The 17,707-nt window shown below is 67.2% G+C and carries 17 protein-coding genes; 4 read left to right on the forward strand and 13 right to left on the reverse strand.

What is annotated here, in order from left to right; genetic code table 11:
* Positions 1 to 6: 6 nt before the first annotated feature.
* The 4 genes from flgJ to flgL all read left to right on the forward strand — a co-directional run bounded on the left by flgJ (position 7) and on the right by flgL (position 5,508).
* Positions 7 to 1,008: a flagellar assembly peptidoglycan hydrolase FlgJ gene (gene flgJ / locus AB4Y43_RS05295; protein ID WP_069264342.1), complete on the forward strand. Its 1,002-nt coding sequence runs from the start codon at positions 7 to 9 to the stop codon at positions 1,006 to 1,008.
* Between the two features lie 268 nt (positions 1,009 to 1,276).
* A complete protein-coding gene (locus tag AB4Y43_RS05300; protein WP_368727169.1) occupies positions 1,277 to 2,035 on the forward strand; it encodes a flagellar brake protein in 759 nt (252 codons plus the stop codon).
* A gap of 210 nt (positions 2,036 to 2,245) precedes the next feature.
* Positions 2,246 to 4,252, forward strand: a complete 2,007-nt coding sequence (gene flgK, locus AB4Y43_RS05305; protein ID WP_368727170.1) for a flagellar hook-associated protein FlgK — start codon at positions 2,246 to 2,248, stop codon at positions 4,250 to 4,252.
* 11 nt (positions 4,253 to 4,263) lie between these two features.
* Entirely contained in the window at positions 4,264 to 5,508 is a 1,245-nt protein-coding gene (gene flgL, locus AB4Y43_RS05310; RefSeq protein WP_368727171.1) for a flagellar hook-associated protein FlgL, read from the forward strand.
* A gap of 84 nt (positions 5,509 to 5,592) precedes the next feature.
* Here flgL and fliR read toward each other — a convergent pair whose 3' ends face one another.
* The 13 genes from fliR to fliF form a co-directional block, all read right to left on the reverse strand.
* Entirely contained in the window at positions 5,593 to 6,384 is a 792-nt protein-coding gene (fliR, locus tag AB4Y43_RS05315; RefSeq protein WP_368727172.1) for a flagellar biosynthetic protein FliR, read from the reverse strand.
* A 52-nt stretch (positions 6,385 to 6,436) separates the two neighbouring features.
* Positions 6,437 to 6,706: a flagellar biosynthesis protein FliQ gene (fliQ, locus tag AB4Y43_RS05320; RefSeq protein WP_069264333.1), complete on the reverse strand. Its 270-nt coding sequence runs from the start codon at positions 6,704 to 6,706 to the stop codon at positions 6,437 to 6,439.
* A gap of 10 nt (positions 6,707 to 6,716) precedes the next feature.
* Positions 6,717 to 7,460: a flagellar type III secretion system pore protein FliP gene (gene fliP, locus AB4Y43_RS05325; RefSeq protein WP_324155045.1), complete on the reverse strand. Its 744-nt coding sequence runs from the start codon at positions 7,458 to 7,460 to the stop codon at positions 6,717 to 6,719.
* A 102-nt stretch (positions 7,461 to 7,562) separates the two neighbouring features.
* On the reverse strand, positions 7,563 to 8,063 hold the full coding sequence (gene fliO / locus AB4Y43_RS05330) for a flagellar biosynthetic protein FliO (protein WP_368610347.1): 501 nt from the start codon (positions 8,061 to 8,063) through the stop codon (positions 7,563 to 7,565).
* Positions 8,064 to 8,188: 125 nt separating this feature from the next.
* On the reverse strand, positions 8,189 to 8,647 hold the full coding sequence (gene fliN / locus AB4Y43_RS05335) for a flagellar motor switch protein FliN (RefSeq protein ID WP_069264329.1): 459 nt from the start codon (positions 8,645 to 8,647) through the stop codon (positions 8,189 to 8,191).
* On the reverse strand, positions 8,640 to 9,638 hold the full coding sequence (gene fliM / locus AB4Y43_RS05340) for a flagellar motor switch protein FliM (RefSeq protein ID WP_069264713.1): 999 nt from the start codon (positions 9,636 to 9,638) through the stop codon (positions 8,640 to 8,642). The genes fliN and fliM overlap by 8 nt, the downstream gene beginning before the upstream one ends.
* 46 nt (positions 9,639 to 9,684) lie before the next feature.
* The gene (gene fliL, locus AB4Y43_RS05345; protein ID WP_069264327.1) at positions 9,685 to 10,188 is read right to left on the reverse strand and encodes a flagellar basal body-associated protein FliL; all 504 of its coding nucleotides are present in this window, start codon (positions 10,186 to 10,188) and stop codon (positions 9,685 to 9,687) included.
* Between the two features lie 221 nt (positions 10,189 to 10,409).
* Positions 10,410 to 11,972 (reverse strand): flagellar hook-length control protein FliK, encoded by a 1,563-nt coding sequence (locus AB4Y43_RS05350; RefSeq protein ID WP_368727173.1) that lies wholly within the window; start codon positions 11,970 to 11,972, stop codon positions 10,410 to 10,412.
* A 21-nt stretch (positions 11,973 to 11,993) separates the two neighbouring features.
* Positions 11,994 to 12,446, reverse strand: a complete 453-nt coding sequence (gene fliJ, locus AB4Y43_RS05355; protein ID WP_069264319.1) for a flagellar export protein FliJ — start codon at positions 12,444 to 12,446, stop codon at positions 11,994 to 11,996.
* Positions 12,443 to 14,146 carry a flagellar protein export ATPase FliI gene (gene fliI / locus AB4Y43_RS05360; protein ID WP_069264317.1) on the reverse strand — a complete coding sequence of 568 codons (1,704 nt, stop codon included), beginning with the start codon at positions 14,144 to 14,146 and terminating at the stop codon, positions 12,443 to 12,445. Before fliI ends, fliJ begins: the two co-directional genes overlap by 4 nt.
* Positions 14,140 to 14,817, reverse strand: a complete 678-nt coding sequence (gene fliH, locus AB4Y43_RS05365) for a flagellar assembly protein FliH (protein ID WP_069264316.1) — start codon at positions 14,815 to 14,817, stop codon at positions 14,140 to 14,142. Before fliH ends, fliI begins: the two co-directional genes overlap by 7 nt.
* Complete coding sequence (fliG, locus tag AB4Y43_RS05370; protein ID WP_069264314.1) at positions 14,810 to 15,805, reverse strand: flagellar motor switch protein FliG; 996 nt, start codon at positions 15,803 to 15,805, stop codon at positions 14,810 to 14,812. Before fliG ends, fliH begins: the two co-directional genes overlap by 8 nt.
* Positions 15,795 to 17,603 (reverse strand): flagellar basal-body MS-ring/collar protein FliF, encoded by a 1,809-nt coding sequence (fliF, locus tag AB4Y43_RS05375; protein WP_069264310.1) that lies wholly within the window; start codon positions 17,601 to 17,603, stop codon positions 15,795 to 15,797. Before fliF ends, fliG begins: the two co-directional genes overlap by 11 nt.
* Positions 17,604 to 17,707 lie beyond the last annotated feature (104 nt).

Consider the following 17,707-nt stretch of genomic DNA (forward strand, 5'->3'; position numbering starts at 1 on the left):
TGCAACTTGGATAATACGAAGAACATCGGCGGCGGCAGCCTCGACCTCACCAACCGCTTCGCGCTCGACGTGCAGGGTTTCGACTCGATGCGCGCCGCGGCGAACGCCTCGCCCCAGCAGGGCGTGAAGATGGCCGCGAAGCAGTTCGACGCGGTCTTCACGCAGATGATGCTCAAGAGCATGCGCGACGCGACGCCCGACGACGGCCCGCTCGACTCGCACGACGGCGCGCAGTTCACCTCGATGATGGATCAGCAGCTCGCCCAGCAGATGTCGAACAAGGGCATCGGCGTGGCGAACGCGATGCTCAAGCAACTCATGCGCAGCATGGGGGGCGCTGCCGGTGCCGATGGCGCGGGTGGTGCCGGTGGTGCGGGCGGCGTGGCGGGCGCGATCTCGGGGCTTTCGGGCAAGGACGCGAGCGAGGGCAACCTCGCCATGCTCAATGCGCTCGGCCGCGCCTACGGCAACACTGCCGCCAATGGCGCGCTCGCCAACGGCTCGGGCTACAGCGGCAACAGCGCGCTCACGCCGCCGGTCAAGGGCAACGGCGACGCTTCGGTGGACGCCTTCGTCGACAAGCTCGCCAACGCCGCGCAGCAGGCCAGCTCGACCACGGGCATCCCGGCGCGCTTCATTCTCGGCCAGGCTGCGCTCGAATCGGGCTGGGGCAAGCGCGAGATCAAGAACGCCGACGGCTCGGCGAGCCACAACGTGTTCGGCATCAAGGCGAGCAAGGACTGGACCGGCAAGACCGTCTCGACGGTCACGACCGAGTACGTGAACGGCCAGCCGCATCGTGTGGTGGAGAAGTTCCGCGCCTACGACTCGTACGAAGACGCGATGACCGACTACGCCACGCTGCTCAAGAACAATCCGCGCTACGCGTCGGTGATCAACGGCTCGAAGAGCGCCGAAGGCTTCGCGCACGGCATGCAGCGCGCGGGCTACGCCACCGACCCGCACTATGCGAAAAAGCTGCTGACCATCATGCAGCGGATGGCCTGACGATCGATTCGACGCCCGGCGCCGCGGTTGACGTCAATTAGGCAACCGCAAACGTTGGCTCGGCGCAGTTGCCGGAAGAAGCTGCGCACGCGTGTTTCATGCAGGGAAAAGGCACATTTTTTTTACGCCCAATCCCTAAATTTTTCGTCATGTCTGCCGCTAATGCAGGCGAGATGGAAAAGCAATCCGGGCGGTCGGACCGCCCGAACGGCGCGGGCGGAAAGGGTCCGCTCTCGCGCCGGCACGTTCACGAATTTCCGGCAGGCCGATGAATACCGTTCAGTCGAATCCACAGGAAGCAGGCGAGGGCGCCGAGGGTGCCGACGGCTCCCACGATTTTGGGCGCCGCAATCCGCTCGAGATCGGCGTTCAGCTACGCAATCTCGTCAATCGCGGCGACTTCCTGACCCTCCAGTATCGCGGCGGACAGCTCGTCACGCGCATTCTGGCCGTCAACGGGCGCGAGCGCACTTTCGTGTTCGACTGGGGCGCGATGCCCGAGCAGAACACGGGCGTGCTCGCGGCGCCCGAGTGCCTGTTCCACGCCTCGCCCGACGGCGTACGCGTGGAGTTCAAGACGGCTACGCCGCGGCGCACCGAGTTCGAAGGGCACCCCGCGTTCGAAGCCGATTTCCCCGAAGTGCTGTTCTACGTGCAGCGGCGCGAGTACTTCCGCGTCGACACGCCCGTGCTCGAGCCGTGCATCTGCCGCGGCGAGCTGCCGAGCGGCGGCCCGCGCTTTGCGTACGAGGTGCATGACCTCTCGCTCGGCGGCCTCGGACTGCGTACGACCGAGGAGCGCGTCGCGGACCTCGCCATGGGGCTCGTGCTGCCCGACGTCGAACTCGACCTGCGGGCGCACGGCAAGCTGCGCGTGGATCTCGCGCTCGTCGTGCTGCGCTTCATCGATCTGCCCAACGGCGACCGCCGCTATCACTTCGACGCGCTGCCCGGCGCCTCCGAGAACACGCTGCAGCGCTATATCACGCAGCTCGAGATGAAGCGCCGCGCGCTCGCGCGTGCCTGAGCGGCACGCGCCTCGCCCGCACGATCCGCCACACCCCGGACGGCGCAGCGCATGCTGCGCCGGCGCGCCCGCCGCGCGGCAGCCGCGCACGCGCCCACTCGCTAACGTTTTCGTCCCCATCGGGCGCTCAATTTTTGCAGTGCGTTGCCGTTATACCGTGAGTACACCACGCGGTTTGCCAGGGGGGCAGGCCGCTTTCGAGGATTACGCATGTCCAACATTTTCTCGATCGGTCTGAGCGGCCTGCAGGCGGCGCAGATTGGTATCTCGACCACCGGCGAGAACATCAGCAACTCGACGACCGCGGGCTACACCGTCGAGAAGCCGGTGTACCAGGAATCGGCAGGCCAGTACACGTCGAACGGCTATCTCGGCAGCGGCGTCACCACCGCGACCGTGCAGCGCGCGTACAGCCAGTACCTCACGACGGCCGTCAACAATGCGCAGACGGCCAGCAGCTCGTACACGGCTTCGTACAACCTCGCCACGCAGCTCTCGAATCTCGTGGGCAGCCCGACCTCGGGCATCGCCACCGCGATCACGAACTTCTTCACGGGCCTGCAGAACGTCTCGAATTCGCCTTCGGATACCGCAGCGCGGCAAACCGTGCTCTCCGACGCGCAGACGCTCGCCACCCAGATCAACGCCGCGAGCCAGCAGTACGACGCGATGCGCCAGAGCGTGAACACGCAGCTCACGAGCGCTGTCTCGCAAATCAACACCTACACGCAGCAGATCGCGAACCTCAACGCGCAGATCACGTCCGCGAGCTCGAGCGGCCAACAGCCGAACCAGCTGCTCGATCAACGCGATCAAGCGGTCGCGAACCTCTCGCAGCTCGTGGGCGTCCAGGTCGTGCAGGGCAGCACCGGCTACAGCGTGTTCCTCGGCAACGGCCAGCCGCTCGTGGTCAGCAGCCAGAGCTACAATCTCGGCACGCAGCCTTCGAGCACCAACCCGCAGGAACTGGCCGTGACCTGGCAGGGCCTGAACGGCGCGAGCGCCGCATCGCAAGGCGCGCCGCAGGTGCTGTCGTCGGCCGCGCTGCAAGGCGGCACCGTGGGCGGCCTCGTTTCGTTCGTCTCGTCCACGCTCGATCCGGCGGAGTCGCAACTGGGCGCGATCGTGACGAGTTTCGCCGCGCAGGTGAACTCGCAGAACGCACTCGGTCTCACGCTCTCGGGCGGTGCGGGCGGCAATCTGTTCACGGTGGGCAACCCGCTCGTCACGGCCAGCTCGACGAATCCCGACACGCAGACCACGGTCAGCGCGACGCTCACGAACAGCACGCAGCCGCTCACCGACAACTACAAGCTGAGCTACGACGGCACGAACTGGAACCTCACCGACACGACGACGAACTCGCTGGTCGCGACCCAGCCGAACGGCACTGCGCCGATCAAGATCGGCGGCTTTTCGATTACGCCTTCGGGCACGGTGAGCGCGGGCGACTCGTTCATGATCCAGCCGACGGCCGGCGCACTCGCGAGCTTCTCGGTCGCGACCAGCGACCCCGCGGCGATCGCGGCGGCCACGCCGGTCGTCGTGTCGGCGTCCACGAAGAACGCAGGCACGGCCACGGTTTCGCAGGGCACGGTCGGCGCAGGTTACTCGACCAGCGCGCTGCCTGTCACGCTCTCATACGCCTCGACGAGCACCACGACCGGCACGCTGAGCGGTTTCCCCGTCGGTTCGAAGGTGCAGGTCACCGTGGCCGGCTCGAGCACGCCGACGACGTACACGATCACGAGCAACACGACGCCGGTGAGCTACGACGCCACCACGGGCGCGACGATCGCCATCATGGATTCCACGGGCACCGTCACGAACGCAAGCTTCACGATGACGGGCACGCCCTCGAACAACGACACGTTCACGGTGGCGGGCAACAAGAGCGGCACGCAGGACGGCCGCAACGCGCTCGCGATCGCGAACCTCACGTCGAGCACGGCGTACACGGGATCGACCACGCTCACCACGGCGTATGCGAACTACGTGAACTCGATCGGCGACACGGCAAGCCAGCTCAAGGCGTCGAACACGTCGCAGCAGTCGCTCGTGACGCAGCTCACTTCGCAGCAGCAGTCGGTGCAGGGCGTGAACCTCGACGAGGAAGCGGCGAGCCTGCTGCAGTATCAACAGCTCTATCAGGCCAACAGCAAGGTGATCCAGACGGCGGCATCGCTGTTCCAGACCCTGCTCGGCATTTTCCAGTGAGGCGCTGACCCATGCGTATCGCGACTTCCCAGATTTTTTCCTCCAGTCTGTCGACGATGGAGAACCAGCAGTCCCAGCTCCTTCAGGTCCAGCAGCAGATCTCGACCGGCGTGGCGATTTCGAACCCGGGCGACAATCCGCTCGGCGCCGCGCAGGCCGTGACGCTTTCCGCCACGAGCGCGACGCTCACGCAGTACACGTCGAACCAGACCACGGCGCTCACTGCGCTGCAGCTCGAGGACACGACGCTCTCGAGCGTGACGAGCACGATGCAGAGCATTCACTCGCTCATCATCGAAGCGCAGAACGGCTCGCTCACGGACCAGGCGCGCCAGGCGATCGCCCAGCAGATGCAAGGCGACCGCAACCAGCTGCTCACGCTCGCCAATACCACGGACGGCGCGGGCAACTACATCTTCTCGGGCTTCCAGAGCACCTCGCAGGTGTTTTCGAACAAGTCGGGCGGCGGCGTGACTTACAACGGCGACGCGGGCCAGCGCGTGATGCAGGTGGCTGGCACGCGCAACATCGCGGTCGGCGACACGGGCACGACGGTGTTCCAGAGCGTGCAGGCCGTGGGTTCGGCCAACGTGGCCTCGGGCAGTTCGTCGAACAAGGGCACGGGCGTGATCAGCGGCGTGACGGTGACGGACCCGACCCAGGCGACCAACAACGACCACTACTCGATCGCGTTCGCCACCGACGCGACCACGGGCGCGCTCACCTACACGGTGACCGACAACAGCGTCAGCCCGGCGACGACCACGACGCCGGCCAATTACACCGAAGGCAATCCAATCTCGCTCGGCTCGGGCATGAGCGTGACGATGTCGGGTACGCCCAGTGCGGGCGACTCGTTCTCGGTCACGCCGGCCACGGCGTCGCAGAACACGGACGTGTTCGCGAGCATCGACAGCATCATCGCTGCGCTGAACACGCCCACGAGCGGCTCCACCGCCGCGGTCGCGAACCTCAACAACGCGCTGAACACGGGCCTCACGCAGATCGGCAACTCGCTGTCGAACGTGATCACGGTGCAGGCTTCCGTGGGCGGCCGCGAGCAGGAAGTGAAGGCGCTGCAAACGGTCACGTCGACCAACTCGCTGCAGGTCACGTCGAACCTCACCGACCTCACGAGCACCAACACAGTGGCCGCGATCAGCCAGTTCGAGCAACTGTCGAACGCGCTCACGGCTTCGCAAAAGAGCTTCGCGGCAACGCAAAATCTCTCGCTGTTCCAGTACATCAATCCTTGATCGTGAGGCATTGAGCGGTCGATAAAAAAGCGGACTCCGATCCGCTTTTTTATTGCGCTGCGCGCGCGTCGTGCGAGGCGCGTTTTAACCGTGCGGCCGCAGCGCGCCGGCCACGCGGCCCATCTGGTCGATACCGCTGTCGAACAGTCGCGCGAAGTAGGGAATCAGGTTCGGCATCATCAGCTGAATGAGCAGCAGGCCCACTAGCATCGTGAGCGCGAAGCCGATCTGGAAGATACCGATTTGCGGGGCCGCGCGGTTCAGAATGCCGAGCGACAGATTGGTGATGAGAAGCGCGACCACCACCGGCAGCGAAAGCAGCAGGCCCGAGGTGAGGATCGTCGCGCCATAGCTGGCGATCAGCTGCCAGCCCGAGGCGCCGAGCACGCTCGCCGTGACGGGCAGCGTCTGGAACGTGGCGACGAGCGCCGCGATCATCTGCAGATGGCCGTCGAACACGAGGAAGGCCAGCATCGCCATCATGTTCAGCCAGGAGGAAAGCGCTGGCGAACTGGTGTTGGCCTGCGGGTCGAAGAAGCTCGCGAAGCCCAGACCCATGCCGAGGCTCATCATGTCGCCCGCCGCGGTGACGACCGCGAACACGAGCTGCATCGTGAAGCCGAGCGCCACGCCGATCAGGAACTGGTTGACGAGGATCCACACGCCCTCGGCGGAAAACACCGTGACTTGCGGCATCGCGCCGAGCGTAGGCGCGACGATCAGCGTGATGAAGCCCGCGAGGCCGATCTTCACGCGCGTCGGCACGGAGCGGTTGCCCACCACGGGCGCGACCGCCACGAGCGCCAGAATGCGCGTGAACGGCCAGAGGAAGGCCGTGAGCCAGGCGTTGAGCTGCGCGTAGGTGACCGTAAACATCGTGTGCCGGAAGACGAGCGCCGAAAGCGCAGAGGGGCGGCCGGGGCTGCGCTTAGCCCGCGAGCTGCGGAATGCTCGTGAAGATGCGGTGCATGTAGTCGAGCATCGTCGTGAGCATCCACGGGCCGGCGATCACGAGCGTGACCGCGATGGCGACCAGCTTCGGGATGAATGCGAGCGTGGATTCGTTGATCTGCGTGGCCGCCTGGAAAAGGCTCACCACCAGGCCCACCACGAGCGCGACGAGCAGGAGCGGCGCAGCAAGCAGGAGCGCCACATACATCGCCTCGTGAGAGAGCGTCATGACCATTTCGGGCGTCATGTCTGTGTCCTCAGGTAAAGCTCTGCGCGAGCGAGCCGATCAGCAGTTGCCAGCCGTCCACCAGCACGAACAGCATCAGTTTGAACGGCAGCGAAATCGTCGCGGGCGACACCATCATCATACCCATCGACATCAGCACGCTCGCCACCACCAGGTCGATGATGAGAAACGGGATGAAGATCGTGAAGCCGATCTGGAAGCCCGTCTTCAGTTCGCTCGTGACGAACGAGGGCACGAGCAGCGTGAGCGGCACGTCCTCGGGTCCCTGCATGGGCGCCGCGTGCGAGATGCGCGCAAAGAGCGCGAGATCGGACTCGCGGGTCTGGCGCAGCATGAAGGTCTTGAAGGGCGCGACACCCCGCGTCACGGCGTCGTCCATCGAAATCGTGCCGGCCGAGAACGGCTTGTAGCCGTCGTTGTAGGCCTTGTCGAGCACCGGCGACATCACGAACAGCGTGAGAAAGAGCGCCAGGCCCACGAGCACCTGGTTGGGCGGCGTGGTCGTCGTGCCGAGCGCCTGGCGCAGCAGCGAGAGCACGATGATGATGCGCGTGAAGCTCGTCATCATCAGCACCATCGCCGGCAGGAACGACAGCATCGTGAGCAGCAGCATCGTCTGCACGCTCAGCGAGTACGTCGTTCCGCCGTTGGGGCCGGGGCTCGTGTTGAAGGCGGGGAGGCCTTGCGGGCCGCCCGCGCTCTGCGCGTGCGCCAGGTGCGGCAGCGCGAGGGCGAAGGCGCCCGCGCCGAGCATCAGCGCGAACGGAAGCGCCGTTCTGGCGATCTTCGCGAGGGTAGCCGCGCGCGCGCGGACATCGCCGCCTGCGCCCGGCGCATGAAGGGAACTGCCGTGCATTTACTGCGCTCCGCCGTCGTGACGCATGAAACGCGCGTTGATGCGTTTGTTCGCCTCGCTTTTCAGCGCGTCACGAAAGCGCTGTGCGAAGGTGCCCGAGAGGGCGGGGGCGTTGGGAGCGGCCGCTGCGACGCCTGCGGGAAGCTCGCCCGCGGGCAGCGTGTGGAGCAGGCGCACGTTGCCGGGCGCGGCGCCCAGCACGAGCCAGGTGTCGCCGATCTCGACGACGGCCACGCGCTCCTTGCCGCCGAGCGATGCGCCGCCCACGGTCTTCACGAGCGCGTTCTTCGGGCCGCCCTGGAGGCCGAGACGCCGCGCGAGCCAGGCGCAGCCGAATACCACGGCAATCACGAGCGCCAGACCCAGCACCGTCTGCACCACCGCGCCGAACCCGAGCGCGGGGACCGCGCTGCCGGCGATCACGGCGGAGGCGCCCGAAGCAGTCGATGCCGCGCGCGTGGCTTCGTTGAGCGCCTGAAGGTCGGCGGCTCGCGCGCTCATGACCGCGAAGACGGCCGCGCCGGCGAGCGAGAGGTGTACAGCGAGGCGCCACGAGAATCGCAGCACGCGCGCGCCGCGGGACTTCTGCGTGCGTCGCGCGTTGGCGCCGGGAACAGCCTGGGGTTTCATCGGTTCAGCTTCCGGATCCGCTCGGACGGCGTGATGATGTCGGTGAGACGAATGCCGAACTTGTCGTTCACGACCACCACTTCGCCCTGGGCGATGAGGCAGCCGTTCACGAGCACGTCCATCGGCTCGCCGGCCATGCCGTCGAGTTCCACGACCGAGCCCTGCGCGAGTTGCAGCAGGTTGCGGATGGCGATCTTGGTGCGGCCCAGCTCCACGGTCATCTGGACGGGAATGTCCAGAATCATGTCGATGTCGTTGGCCGTCCTGGTCGAATCGACCTTCGAAAGCGGCTGGAACACGGCCGCCGGTTGCGCGGCGGGCGCTTCGTTGCTGTTCTGCTCGGCAAGCGCGCTCGCCCAGTCGTCCATCGAGTCGCTGCCCGCTTCCGGCGCCGCAGCCTCGAAACCCGGGTCGAGCACCGGCTCGTCTGCGCTCGTGCCGTTGATGTCACTCATATCCACCTTCCTTCATCGTGTCGGCTGCGCTGATCATCTTCTGGACCCGCAACGCGTATTGACCATTGAAAATTCCGTAGCCGCACTCCATCACGGGCACGCCGTCCACCTTGGCGGTGATGTGCTCTGCGATGTTCATGGGCAGCACGTCGCCCTTCTTCATGTTCAGGATCTGCTCGAACGTCACGGGCACCTGCGCGAGGTCGGCCGTGAGCTCGACTTCGGCGGCCTGCACCTGCTTCGAGAGCACGCGCACCCAGCGGCGATCCACGTCGAGCACTTCGCCTTGCAGCGGCGAGGCGAGCACGTCGCGGATCGGCTCGATCATCGAGTACGGCATGCAGATGTGCAGCGTGCCGCCCGTCGGCCCGAATTCGATCGAGAACTGCGTGACGATCACGATCTCGTTGGGCGTGGCAACGTTTGCGAACTGCGTATGCATTTCAGAACGCACGTATTCGAACTGGAGCGGCCGCACGCTTTTCCACGCGGTCGTGTAGTGGTCGAACACGAGATTGAGCAGCTTGCCGATGATGCGCTGTTCGGTCTGCGTGAAGTCGCGGCCTTCCACTCGCGTGTGAAAACGGCCGTCGCCGCCGAACAGGTTGTCCACGACGAAGAACACGAGGTTCGGGTCGAACACGAACAGCGACGTGCCGCGCAGCGGCTTCACGTGCACGAGGTTCAGGTTCGTCGGGATCGGCAGGTTGCGGGTGAACTCGCTGTACTTCTGCACGCGCACCGGACCGACCGAGATTTCGGCGGTGCGGCGCATGAAATTGAAGATGCCGACGCGCAACAGGCGCGCAAAGCGCTCGTTGATGATTTCGAGGCCTGGCATCCGGCCGCGAACGATACGTTCCTGCGTCGCGATGTTGTAGGGCCGTACGCCCTGCTTCTCCGAGCCGCTCGAATCGGAATCGACTTCGCCGGTGACGCCTTTGAGGAGGGCATCGACCTCCTCCTGGGACATGAACTCGTCGTGACCCATCGTCATGATGACTGGCCCTCCATCGCGGGAATCATGTCAGTCACGCTCACTGGACGACGAATTCGGTGAACAGCACGTCGTCGACGTGCATCGGCTTCTCGTTCGCGCCGGCAGGCTGCGAGATCAGCACGGCGAGTTCCGTGGCGAGCGCACGCTTGCCGTCGAGCGGTGCGAGGTCGGACGGATGCTTGTTCGAGAGCGCGAGCAACAGGCGGCTGCGGATCTCGGGCATGCGCGCGACGAGCGCGTCCTGGGTGGCCTGGTTGTCGAGCTTGAGCGTGAGGCCGATGCGCAGGTAGTGCGACTCGCCGTCGTCGGCCTGCAGATTGACGGTCATCGGCTCGAGCGCGTAGTACACGGGCATTGCCGGCGGCGCGGCGGTCGGCGTGACCGGCGCGCTCGCCGTGTGGCGCGACATGAAGAACCACGTCGCGCCGCCCGCCGCGGCGGCGGCGAGGATCGCAATGAGCGCGATGACGATAATGCGCTTCATCGGTCCGGGTTTCGCGCCCTGGGGCGCGGCTTGCTGGGATGCGGTGGTGGTCGCCATGTCGAAAGTCAGCCTGGATGCTTGCAAGGGTCCGGGGCACCGACCTGGTGGTCAGTCCGGGCATGCTGCATTGTTCCGGCTTTTGCCTTTCAGCGATGGGAGGAATAGACGGGGGAATTCCGGCTATCTCGTGGTTTTGTTGCGCGCCGCGGCAAGCCGGGCGCGCAAGGACGAGAGGTCAGGGCGCGCCGCCGCTGGGCGCGGGTGCGTTCAGCAGGGTGTCAGGCGAAGGTGTCGATCAGGCCGACGGAGCGCTGCGTGACGCTCGCGGCGCTGCTCGTATCGTCCACGGCATCCGTTGCGGCGAGCGTGCTGCCCGAGCCGGAACCGGAACGGCCGGAGCGGCCCGAACCGCTGCCGTCCTGCTGCGCCTGCTGGTTCATCTGGCGCGAGAAGCCGTCGCTCACGCTCGCGCTGCCAAGGCCGATGCCGTTTTGCTCCATGGCCTCGCGCAGCTTCGGCAGGGCCGCCTCGACGGCCTCGCGCACCTGCTGGTGCTGCGAGACGAAGAGGGCGTGCGCGTGGGTGTCCGAGACCTGCAGCACGACCTGGAGCGGTCCGAGATCCTTCGGATTGAGCGTGAGTTCCGCCGACTGCTGGTGTGCGTTCGAGAGGAACACGACCTTCTGGCTGAGCGCGTCTTCCCAGTCGTTCGTGCCGACCTGCGGCGCGATCGACGCGGAGGCGGCCGCCGCCGCCGGATTCGCGCTTGCGCTGGCCGCCTGGGCGGCCTGGGCCTGCGCGGCCGTCGCGGCGGCGACCGCCGCGGCCTGGGTCGCGGCGAGCGCGTCGGTCGTCGCGGTGCTCGCCGTGGCGTCGGTCTGCGTGGCGGCGCCTGCCTGCTGCTGTGCCGCTGCCGTGAGCGCGTCGGTGGCGGCCTTCGCGGCGTCGGTCGCGGCCGTCGTGGCGCCCTTGGCCGCGTCGGCGCTCGCGCCGCTGCTTGCGGCCGTGCTGAACGCCTTGCTCTGGGCGGTCGCGCTCAAATGCGAGGCGAAGCTGCTGACGATGTTCGAACCCGAGCCCGTGCTGGCCGTGGTTGCGCCATTCGCAGCCGATCCGGCCGTGCTCACCGCATGCGTGGCGAGCGTAGCCGCGCCGCCGCGCAGCTGCGCGAGCGCGGCTTGCAGGGCGTCGTGCACCGACGTCGAGGCGCTGCTCGCGGCGCTGCCCGTGGCCGTGCCGTCGCCTGCCGCGCCGGCAACTGCTGTGGCTGCCGTGGCGGCCGCTGCTGCCGCCGCGGAGGCGACGCCGGCGAGCGTGCTGTCGCTGCTCGCCTGGCTGCCGTCGGCGTTCGTGTCGGTGCTCGTGTTGTCCTGGGTCTGCTGGCCCTGCTGCGCTTGCTGCGTTTGCTGCGCCTGCTGGGCTTGAGCCGCGGCGGCCTGCGCGCCTGCGTCAGTGGCCTGCTTTTGCTGGGTGCGCGCGGCGGCGGCGCGGTGATCGGCGCTCGAGGTGCCCTGCGAGGCCTGGCTCGAGCTCGAGCTGGGCGTCTGCGAAGCACTGCTGTTGCTGCTGCTGCTTTGCGAGGCGCTGCTGCTCGACGTGTTCGAATTGGACTGCGCCGACGCATTCGACTGCGCGCTTTGCGCCGCCTGGGCGTTCTGGTTCGCCTGCGCGCTTTGTGCGTTCATCTGCTGCTGCAGCGTCTGCGCGAAACCCTGGCTGGCGGCATCGGCCTGGCTGATGGCGTTCGCTGCCGTGTTCGACACGGCGTTCGAGGTGGAATTGCCCGTCACGGCGTCCGTGGCGGCGCCGAACAGCGAAGAAAGGGAAGAGAGGAGCGACATACTGGCGGCCTCGAAAACGTGTTACGGATGTTGCGACGTGCGCATACGCAGCACGCGGGCGGCGTGCTCGTCGGCGTCGCGCTGTTCGCGGCGGGCGTCCTTGCGGGCCTGCACATCGTCATGGCGGGTTTGCAGCACCTCGTACGAGCCGAGCTTCTGCTTGCTGCGCTGCCACTCGGGCTTGGCGGCCTCCACGCGCGCGGTGGCCTGCTCGAGCAGGCGCCGCTGCTGTTCGATCGCCGCGTCGAGCGTGTCGATGAACGCCTGGAAGTTGCGCACGTTGCCTGCAGCCATGCCGCTGCGCGCCGATTCGGTGAAACGCGTGTGGTACTCGTCACGGTAGGTGATGAGCGCCTGGAGCTGCTTTTCGACCTCGACGCGCTCGCGCTGCACGCGCCCGAGCTTTTGCGTGGCGGCGTCGACGTCGTCTTGCGCGAGGCCGATCAAGGTTTGCAGCGCGGTTTGTTTCGTCATGTCCTGGCTCCAATCAGCTGGCCGAGCATCTCGACGCTCTGATCATAGTTCGCGGTTTCGCGAAAACCCTGCTGAAGAAAGGCCTCGATGCGCGGATACAGCGCGATCGCGCGGTCGAGCACGGCGTCGCGCCCGCTCACGTACGCACCCACGTTGATGAGGTCGCGGTTGCGCTGATAGCGCGAAAGCATCTGTTTGAGCGCGCGCGTCTGGTTCAGATGCTGGTCGTCGATCAGCGCGGTCATCGCGCGGCTGATCGAGGCCTCGATGTCGATGGCCGGATAATGCCCCGCTTCGGCGAGCGCGCGCGAGAGCACGATATGGCCGTCGAGAATCGCGCGCGCCGAGTCGGCGATCGGGTCCTGCTGATCGTCGCCTTCGGTGAGCACGGTGTAGAACGCCGTGATCGAGCCGCCGCCCTCGGGGCCGTTGCCGGTGCGCTCGACGAGCGCCGGCAGCTTGGCGAACACCGAAGGCGGATAGCCCTTGGTCGCGGGCGGCTCGCCGATGGCGAGCGCGATCTCGCGCTGGGCCATCGCGTAACGCGTGAGCGAGTCCATGAGCAGCAGCACGTGCTTGCCCTGGTCGCGAAAATATTCGGCCAGCGACGTCGTGTACGCGGCGGCCTGCAAGCGCAGGAGCGGCGAAACGTCGGCCGGCGCGGCCACGACGACCGAGCGCGCAAGGCCATCCTCGCCCAGGATCTGCTCGATGAATTCCTTCACTTCGCGGCCCCGCTCGCCAATCAGGCCGATCACGATGACTTCCGCGCTGGTTGCGCGCGCCATCGTGCCGAGCAGCACCGATTTACCGACGCCCGAGCCCGCGAAGAGGCCCATGCGCTGGCCGCGCCCGACCGTGAGCAGCGAGTTGATCGCGCGCACGCCCACGTCGAGCACCTTGTGGATCGGCTCGCGGTTCAGCGGATTGATGACGGGCGAGGTGAGCGGCGCATCGGCCTCGGTGTTCAAGGGGCCCAGGCCGTCGAGCGGGCGGCCCGAGGCATCGACCACGCGGCCGAGCATGCCCCAGCCCACCGGCAGGCGTTTCGCACCGGCCTTCGGGTCGGCGATCGGCGCGGTTTCCAGCGGCCAGACGCGCGCGCCGGGCAACAGGCCCGCGACTTCGGTCGTCGGCATCAGAAAGAGCTTGTCGCCGCCGAAGCCGACCACTTCCGCTTCGGCCATCGGCAGCGAGCTGCCCGGCGGCAGCTCGATCATCACCTCGGCGCCCACGGAGAGGCGCAACCCCACGGCTTCGAGCACGAGGCCCGCCGCGCGCGTGAGGCGCCCGCAGCCGCGCAGCGGCAGGGCGAGCGCATTGCGCTCGCGCACGCCGCGCAGTTGCGCGTTCCACGAGGTCAGGAACGGGTTGGCCGGGTCGTAGTTCGCCGGCGGTACGTAGGGTGCGCTCGGGGTTTCGGCCGCCACGACCGGCGCGCCGTGATCCGTCATGCCTGGCGGCGCATCGGCGGCGTCCGCGGCGAGCGCGGCGTCGATCGCATCGATGGCGCCTTGCTCGCGTGCCTCGCGTTTGGCCGGAATGCCCGGAATGTCGAGGTCGCCCACGAGCAACGCGCCAAGCTGTGCCGGGTCGCTCGCGAGCGGGCCGAACGAGGCGAGCGCGAGTTCCTGCTCGAGCGGCGTGAGACCGCCCGTGTGGATGGTCTGATGGCTCGGCGGTTGCGGGTGGTTCACCATGGCCGTGCCTTGCCGAGCGCGGCCGTGACGCGCTCCCAGCGCGTGCGGATGCTGGCGTCGGTTTCGCCCGTCGCGGCCTGCGCGCGGCAGCCGCCGCGCTCGATGGTCGGGTCGGTGCGCACGCTCCAGCCGCGCGTCTGAAGGTCGTCCAGCAGATAAGCCTCGACGATCGGCAGATCGGCGGGGCTCACCACGAGCTGCGGGGAACCGGCGAGCTGCGGCTCGGCCACGAGCACTTCGCGCGCGACCGCGACGAGCGCCGTCGGGTCGTGCTGGACGTGCTGGCGCACGACCTGCTGCGCGATGTCGAGCGCGAGTTCCACGAGCGTCTCGGCCACGCCGGCCTGCGCCGTTTCGAGCGCGTCGCTAAAGCGGCTGGCGAGCGCCGCGAGCTGTGCCGCCTGTGCGCGCGCTTCGGCCTGGCCCTGCTCGAAGCCCTGCTGGCGGCCCTGTTCGTGCCCGGCCTGATAGCCGAGCGCCTGGCCCGCCACGTGCCCGGATCGCAGCCCTTCCTGGTGGGCCGCGTCGCGCAGCGCATGGAGCTGGGCCTCGAACGCCGCGGTTTCGTCGGGCGTGGGCGGCGGCGGCGGGGGAGGCGGCGGGTCGAACGAGGCCATCTCCCAGCGCTGGTACGCCGAGCGATGGCTGTTCGCGGAGCTCGTGTCAGACATAAGCGTCTTCTGCCTTGCCGCCTAGAACGATCTGGCCGCTCTCGGCGAGGTTGCGCACGATCTGCAGGATGCGGCGCTGCTGTGCCTCGACTTCCGACACGCGCACCGGACCGCGCGCGTCGAGGTCTTCGGCGAGCAGTTCGGCCGCACGCTGCGACATGTTCGAGAGGAACTTGGTGCGCAGCGCGGGCGGCGCACCCTTGAGCGAAATGATGAGCGACTCCGACTCGACTTCCTTGAGCAGCAGCTGGATCGCGCGGTCCTCGAGGTCGAGCAGGTTCTCGAACACGAACATCTGATCGATGATCTTCTGTGCGAGTTCCGCGTCGTACTGGCGGACGTTCTCGATCACCCCTTCTTCGTGCTGGCTCGTCATGAAGTTGAGGATTTCGGCCGCCGTGCGGATGCCGCCCATCGGGCTGCGCTTGAGGTTGTCGCTGCCCGAGAGGAGGTTCGTGAGCACGTCGTCGAGTTCGCGCAGCGCCTGCGGCTGGATGCCGTCGAGCGTCGCGATACGCAGCAGCACGTCGTTGCGCAGGCGCTCGGTGAAGCACGAAGCGATTTCCGATGCCTGGTCGCGGTCGAGGTGCACGAGGATCGTCGCGATGATCTGCGGGTGCTCGTTCTTGATGAGTTCGGCCACCGACCCCGAGTCCATCCACTTGAGGCCTTCGATGCCGCTCGTGTCGCCGCCTTGCAGAATGCGGTCGATGATCGCGCCGGCCTTGTCCTCGCCCAGCGCCTTGTTGAGCACGTTGCGGATGTAGTCGTTCGAGTCGAGCGAGAAGGCGGTGTGCTGCTCGGCTTCCTTGACGAATTCCTGCAGCACGACTTCGATCTCTTCGCGCTTGACGTTCCTGAGCGCCGCCATGGCGGCGCCGATTTTCTGCACTTCGCGCGGACCGAGGAACTTGAAGACCTCGGAGGCCTCTTGCTCGCCGATCGACATGAGCAGCAGCGCGCTCTTGGTTGCGCCTTCAGCGTTCATCGTTCACCCAGCTTTTCACGACGGTTGCGACGATCTTCGGATCCTGGCGCGCGATGTTGCGCGCGTATTCCAGGTTGCGTTCGAACTTGTTCTTCTCGTTTTCGAAGGCGAGCAGGGCGGCTTCGCTTTCCGCGCTGTCTTCGCCTTCCGCGCCGGTGCCGCCGATGCGCACCGCTTCGGGGAGACCGTCGAGCATCAGCGGCTCGCCGTCGCCCATGCCGGGCAGCGCGGGCGCAACCGGCTCGGGCGGCGGGAACGCGCGGCGCAGCGCCGGCTTCACCATCACGAAATAGAGGAAGAGAGCCACCGCGCCAATGCCGAGCCACGTCGCAATCTGCTTCGCAAGGGCGAGGATGTCCGGTTGACGCCACCACGGCAGGTTCGCGTTCGGGTCGACTTCGGTCTGGAACGCGGCGTTCACCACGTTCACCGAGTCGCCGCGCTTGGCGTCGTAGCCCATGGCGTCCTTCACGAGCTGCTCGACCTGCGCGAGCTTCTGCGCGTCGAGCGGCTGCATGGTGGCGTGGCCCTTGGCGTCCATCTTCGGCTGATAGTTCACGATCACGGCGACCGACAGGCGCTTCACGTCGCCCGGCGCTTGTTGATAGTGGCGCACGGTCTTGTCGAGCTCGTAGTTCGTGGTGGTGTCGCGATGATCGGAGACCGGCACCGGAGCCGACGCGCCGTTGGCACCCGCCGGCGCGCTGATGGGCGCCGAAGCCGGCTGCGGCGGCTGGTTCGTGAGCGCGCCGGGCACGCCGCCCGCGCCGCTTTGCTGCATTTCCGTCGAAATGTTCTGCTGCTGGCTGCGGATGGCGGCGGCCTGCGGATTGGCGTTCGGACCGTAGGCTTCGGAGGTCTGCTCGAGCTTCGAGAAGTCGAGGTCGGCGCTCACCTGCGAGCGTGCGTTGCCGGCGCCGAACAGGGGCGCGAGGATCGCATCGATGCGCGCCTGGGTGTCGTGCTCGACCTGGCGCACGTACTTGAGCTGCGAGGCATCGAGGCCTACGCCCGTGGCGCTCTGCGTGAGCAGGTTGCCGTCCTGGTCGACCACCGTCACGTTGCGCACCGGCAGGTCCGGCACGGCCGAAGCCACCATGTGCGTGATCGCGGCGACCTGGCCGTCGTCGAGGATGCGGCCCGGATACAGGTTCACGAGCACCGAGGCGGAGGGCGCTTCGCGCTCGCGCACGAACACCGAGGGCTTCGGAATGGCCAGATGCACGCGCGCCGACTTCACGCTCGCGATCGACTGAATCGTTTGTTCGAGCTCGCCTTCGAGCGCGCGCTGGTAGTTCACCTGCTCGGCGAACTGGCTGATGCCGAACTTCTGGTTGTCCATCAGCTCGAAGCCGACCGAACCGTTCTTCGGCAGGCCCTGGGAGGCGAGGCGCAGGCGCATTTCGTTGACCTGCTCGGCGGGCACGAGGATGGCGCCGCCGGCGTCCGAGAACTTGTAGGGAACGTTTGCGGCCTGGAGCGCAGTAATGATGGCGCCGCCGTCGCGGTCCGAAAGGTTGCTGTACAGCACCTTGTAGTCGGGCGCGCGCGACCACAGCACGAGACCCGCGACCACGGCCACGAGCACCGCCACGGCAAAAATGAGCGGCGCGCGCGGGTTGCCGCGCACGTTGCGCAGCGACGAGAGCGAGCCGAGGCGTTGCGCGAAGCCGCCGCCGAGGTCATCCGCGCCGCCCAGGCCTGCGCCCGCGCCAGCGCCGGGCGCGGCGCCCGCGCCAGAGGTGGCGAGGCCCATGCGGGCGTCGGGGTTGATCAAAGAATTGGCAGTCGAATCCATGCGACGGGTATCTCCGGAGGCTTCCAGGTCTCGCCTTGCATGGCGGAGACTTTCACGAGACGCATTATCCGGGGCCACTGGCAAGCCGATTGCGCGAATAGAGC

This window comes from Paraburkholderia sp. BR10872, assembly GCF_040965835.1.
GTDB lineage: Bacteria > Pseudomonadota > Gammaproteobacteria > Burkholderiales > Burkholderiaceae > Paraburkholderia > Paraburkholderia nodosa_A.

Excerpts from the sequence above, each read along its gene's own strand:
- AB4Y43_RS05300 (WP_368727169.1), top strand. The coding sequence starts at position 1,277 with ATGAATACCGTTCAGTCGAATCCACAGGAAGCAGGCGAGGGCGCCGAG.
- flgK (WP_368727170.1), top strand. The coding sequence starts at position 2,246 with ATGTCCAACATTTTCTCGATCGGTCTGAGCGGCCTGCAGGCGGCGCAG.
- flgL (WP_368727171.1), top strand. The coding sequence starts at position 4,264 with ATGCGTATCGCGACTTCCCAGATTTTTTCCTCCAGTCTGTCGACGATG.
- fliR (WP_368727172.1), bottom strand. The coding sequence starts at position 6,384 with ATGTTTACGGTCACCTACGCGCAGCTCAACGCCTGGCTCACGGCCTTC.
- fliQ (WP_069264333.1), bottom strand. The coding sequence starts at position 6,706 with ATGACGCCCGAAATGGTCATGACGCTCTCTCACGAGGCGATGTATGTG.
- fliP (WP_324155045.1), bottom strand. The coding sequence starts at position 7,460 with ATGCTCGGCGCGGGCGCCTTCGCCCTCGCGCTGCCGCACCTGGCGCAC.
- fliO (WP_368610347.1), bottom strand. The coding sequence starts at position 8,063 with ATGAGCGCGCGAGCCGCCGACCTTCAGGCGCTCAACGAAGCCACGCGC.
- fliN (WP_069264329.1), bottom strand. The coding sequence starts at position 8,647 with ATGAGTGACATCAACGGCACGAGCGCAGACGAGCCGGTGCTCGACCCG.
- fliM (WP_069264713.1), bottom strand. The coding sequence starts at position 9,638 with ATGGGTCACGACGAGTTCATGTCCCAGGAGGAGGTCGATGCCCTCCTC.
- fliL (WP_069264327.1), bottom strand. The coding sequence starts at position 10,188 with ATGGCGACCACCACCGCATCCCAGCAAGCCGCGCCCCAGGGCGCGAAA.
- AB4Y43_RS05350 (WP_368727173.1), bottom strand. The coding sequence starts at position 11,972 with ATGTCGCTCCTCTCTTCCCTTTCTTCGCTGTTCGGCGCCGCCACGGAC.
- fliJ (WP_069264319.1), bottom strand. The coding sequence starts at position 12,446 with ATGACGAAACAAACCGCGCTGCAAACCTTGATCGGCCTCGCGCAAGAC.
- fliI (WP_069264317.1), bottom strand. The coding sequence starts at position 14,146 with ATGGTGAACCACCCGCAACCGCCGAGCCATCAGACCATCCACACGGGC.
- fliH (WP_069264316.1), bottom strand. The coding sequence starts at position 14,817 with ATGTCTGACACGAGCTCCGCGAACAGCCATCGCTCGGCGTACCAGCGC.
- fliG (WP_069264314.1), bottom strand. The coding sequence starts at position 15,805 with ATGAACGCTGAAGGCGCAACCAAGAGCGCGCTGCTGCTCATGTCGATC.
- fliF (WP_069264310.1), bottom strand. The coding sequence starts at position 17,603 with ATGGATTCGACTGCCAATTCTTTGATCAACCCCGACGCCCGCATGGGC.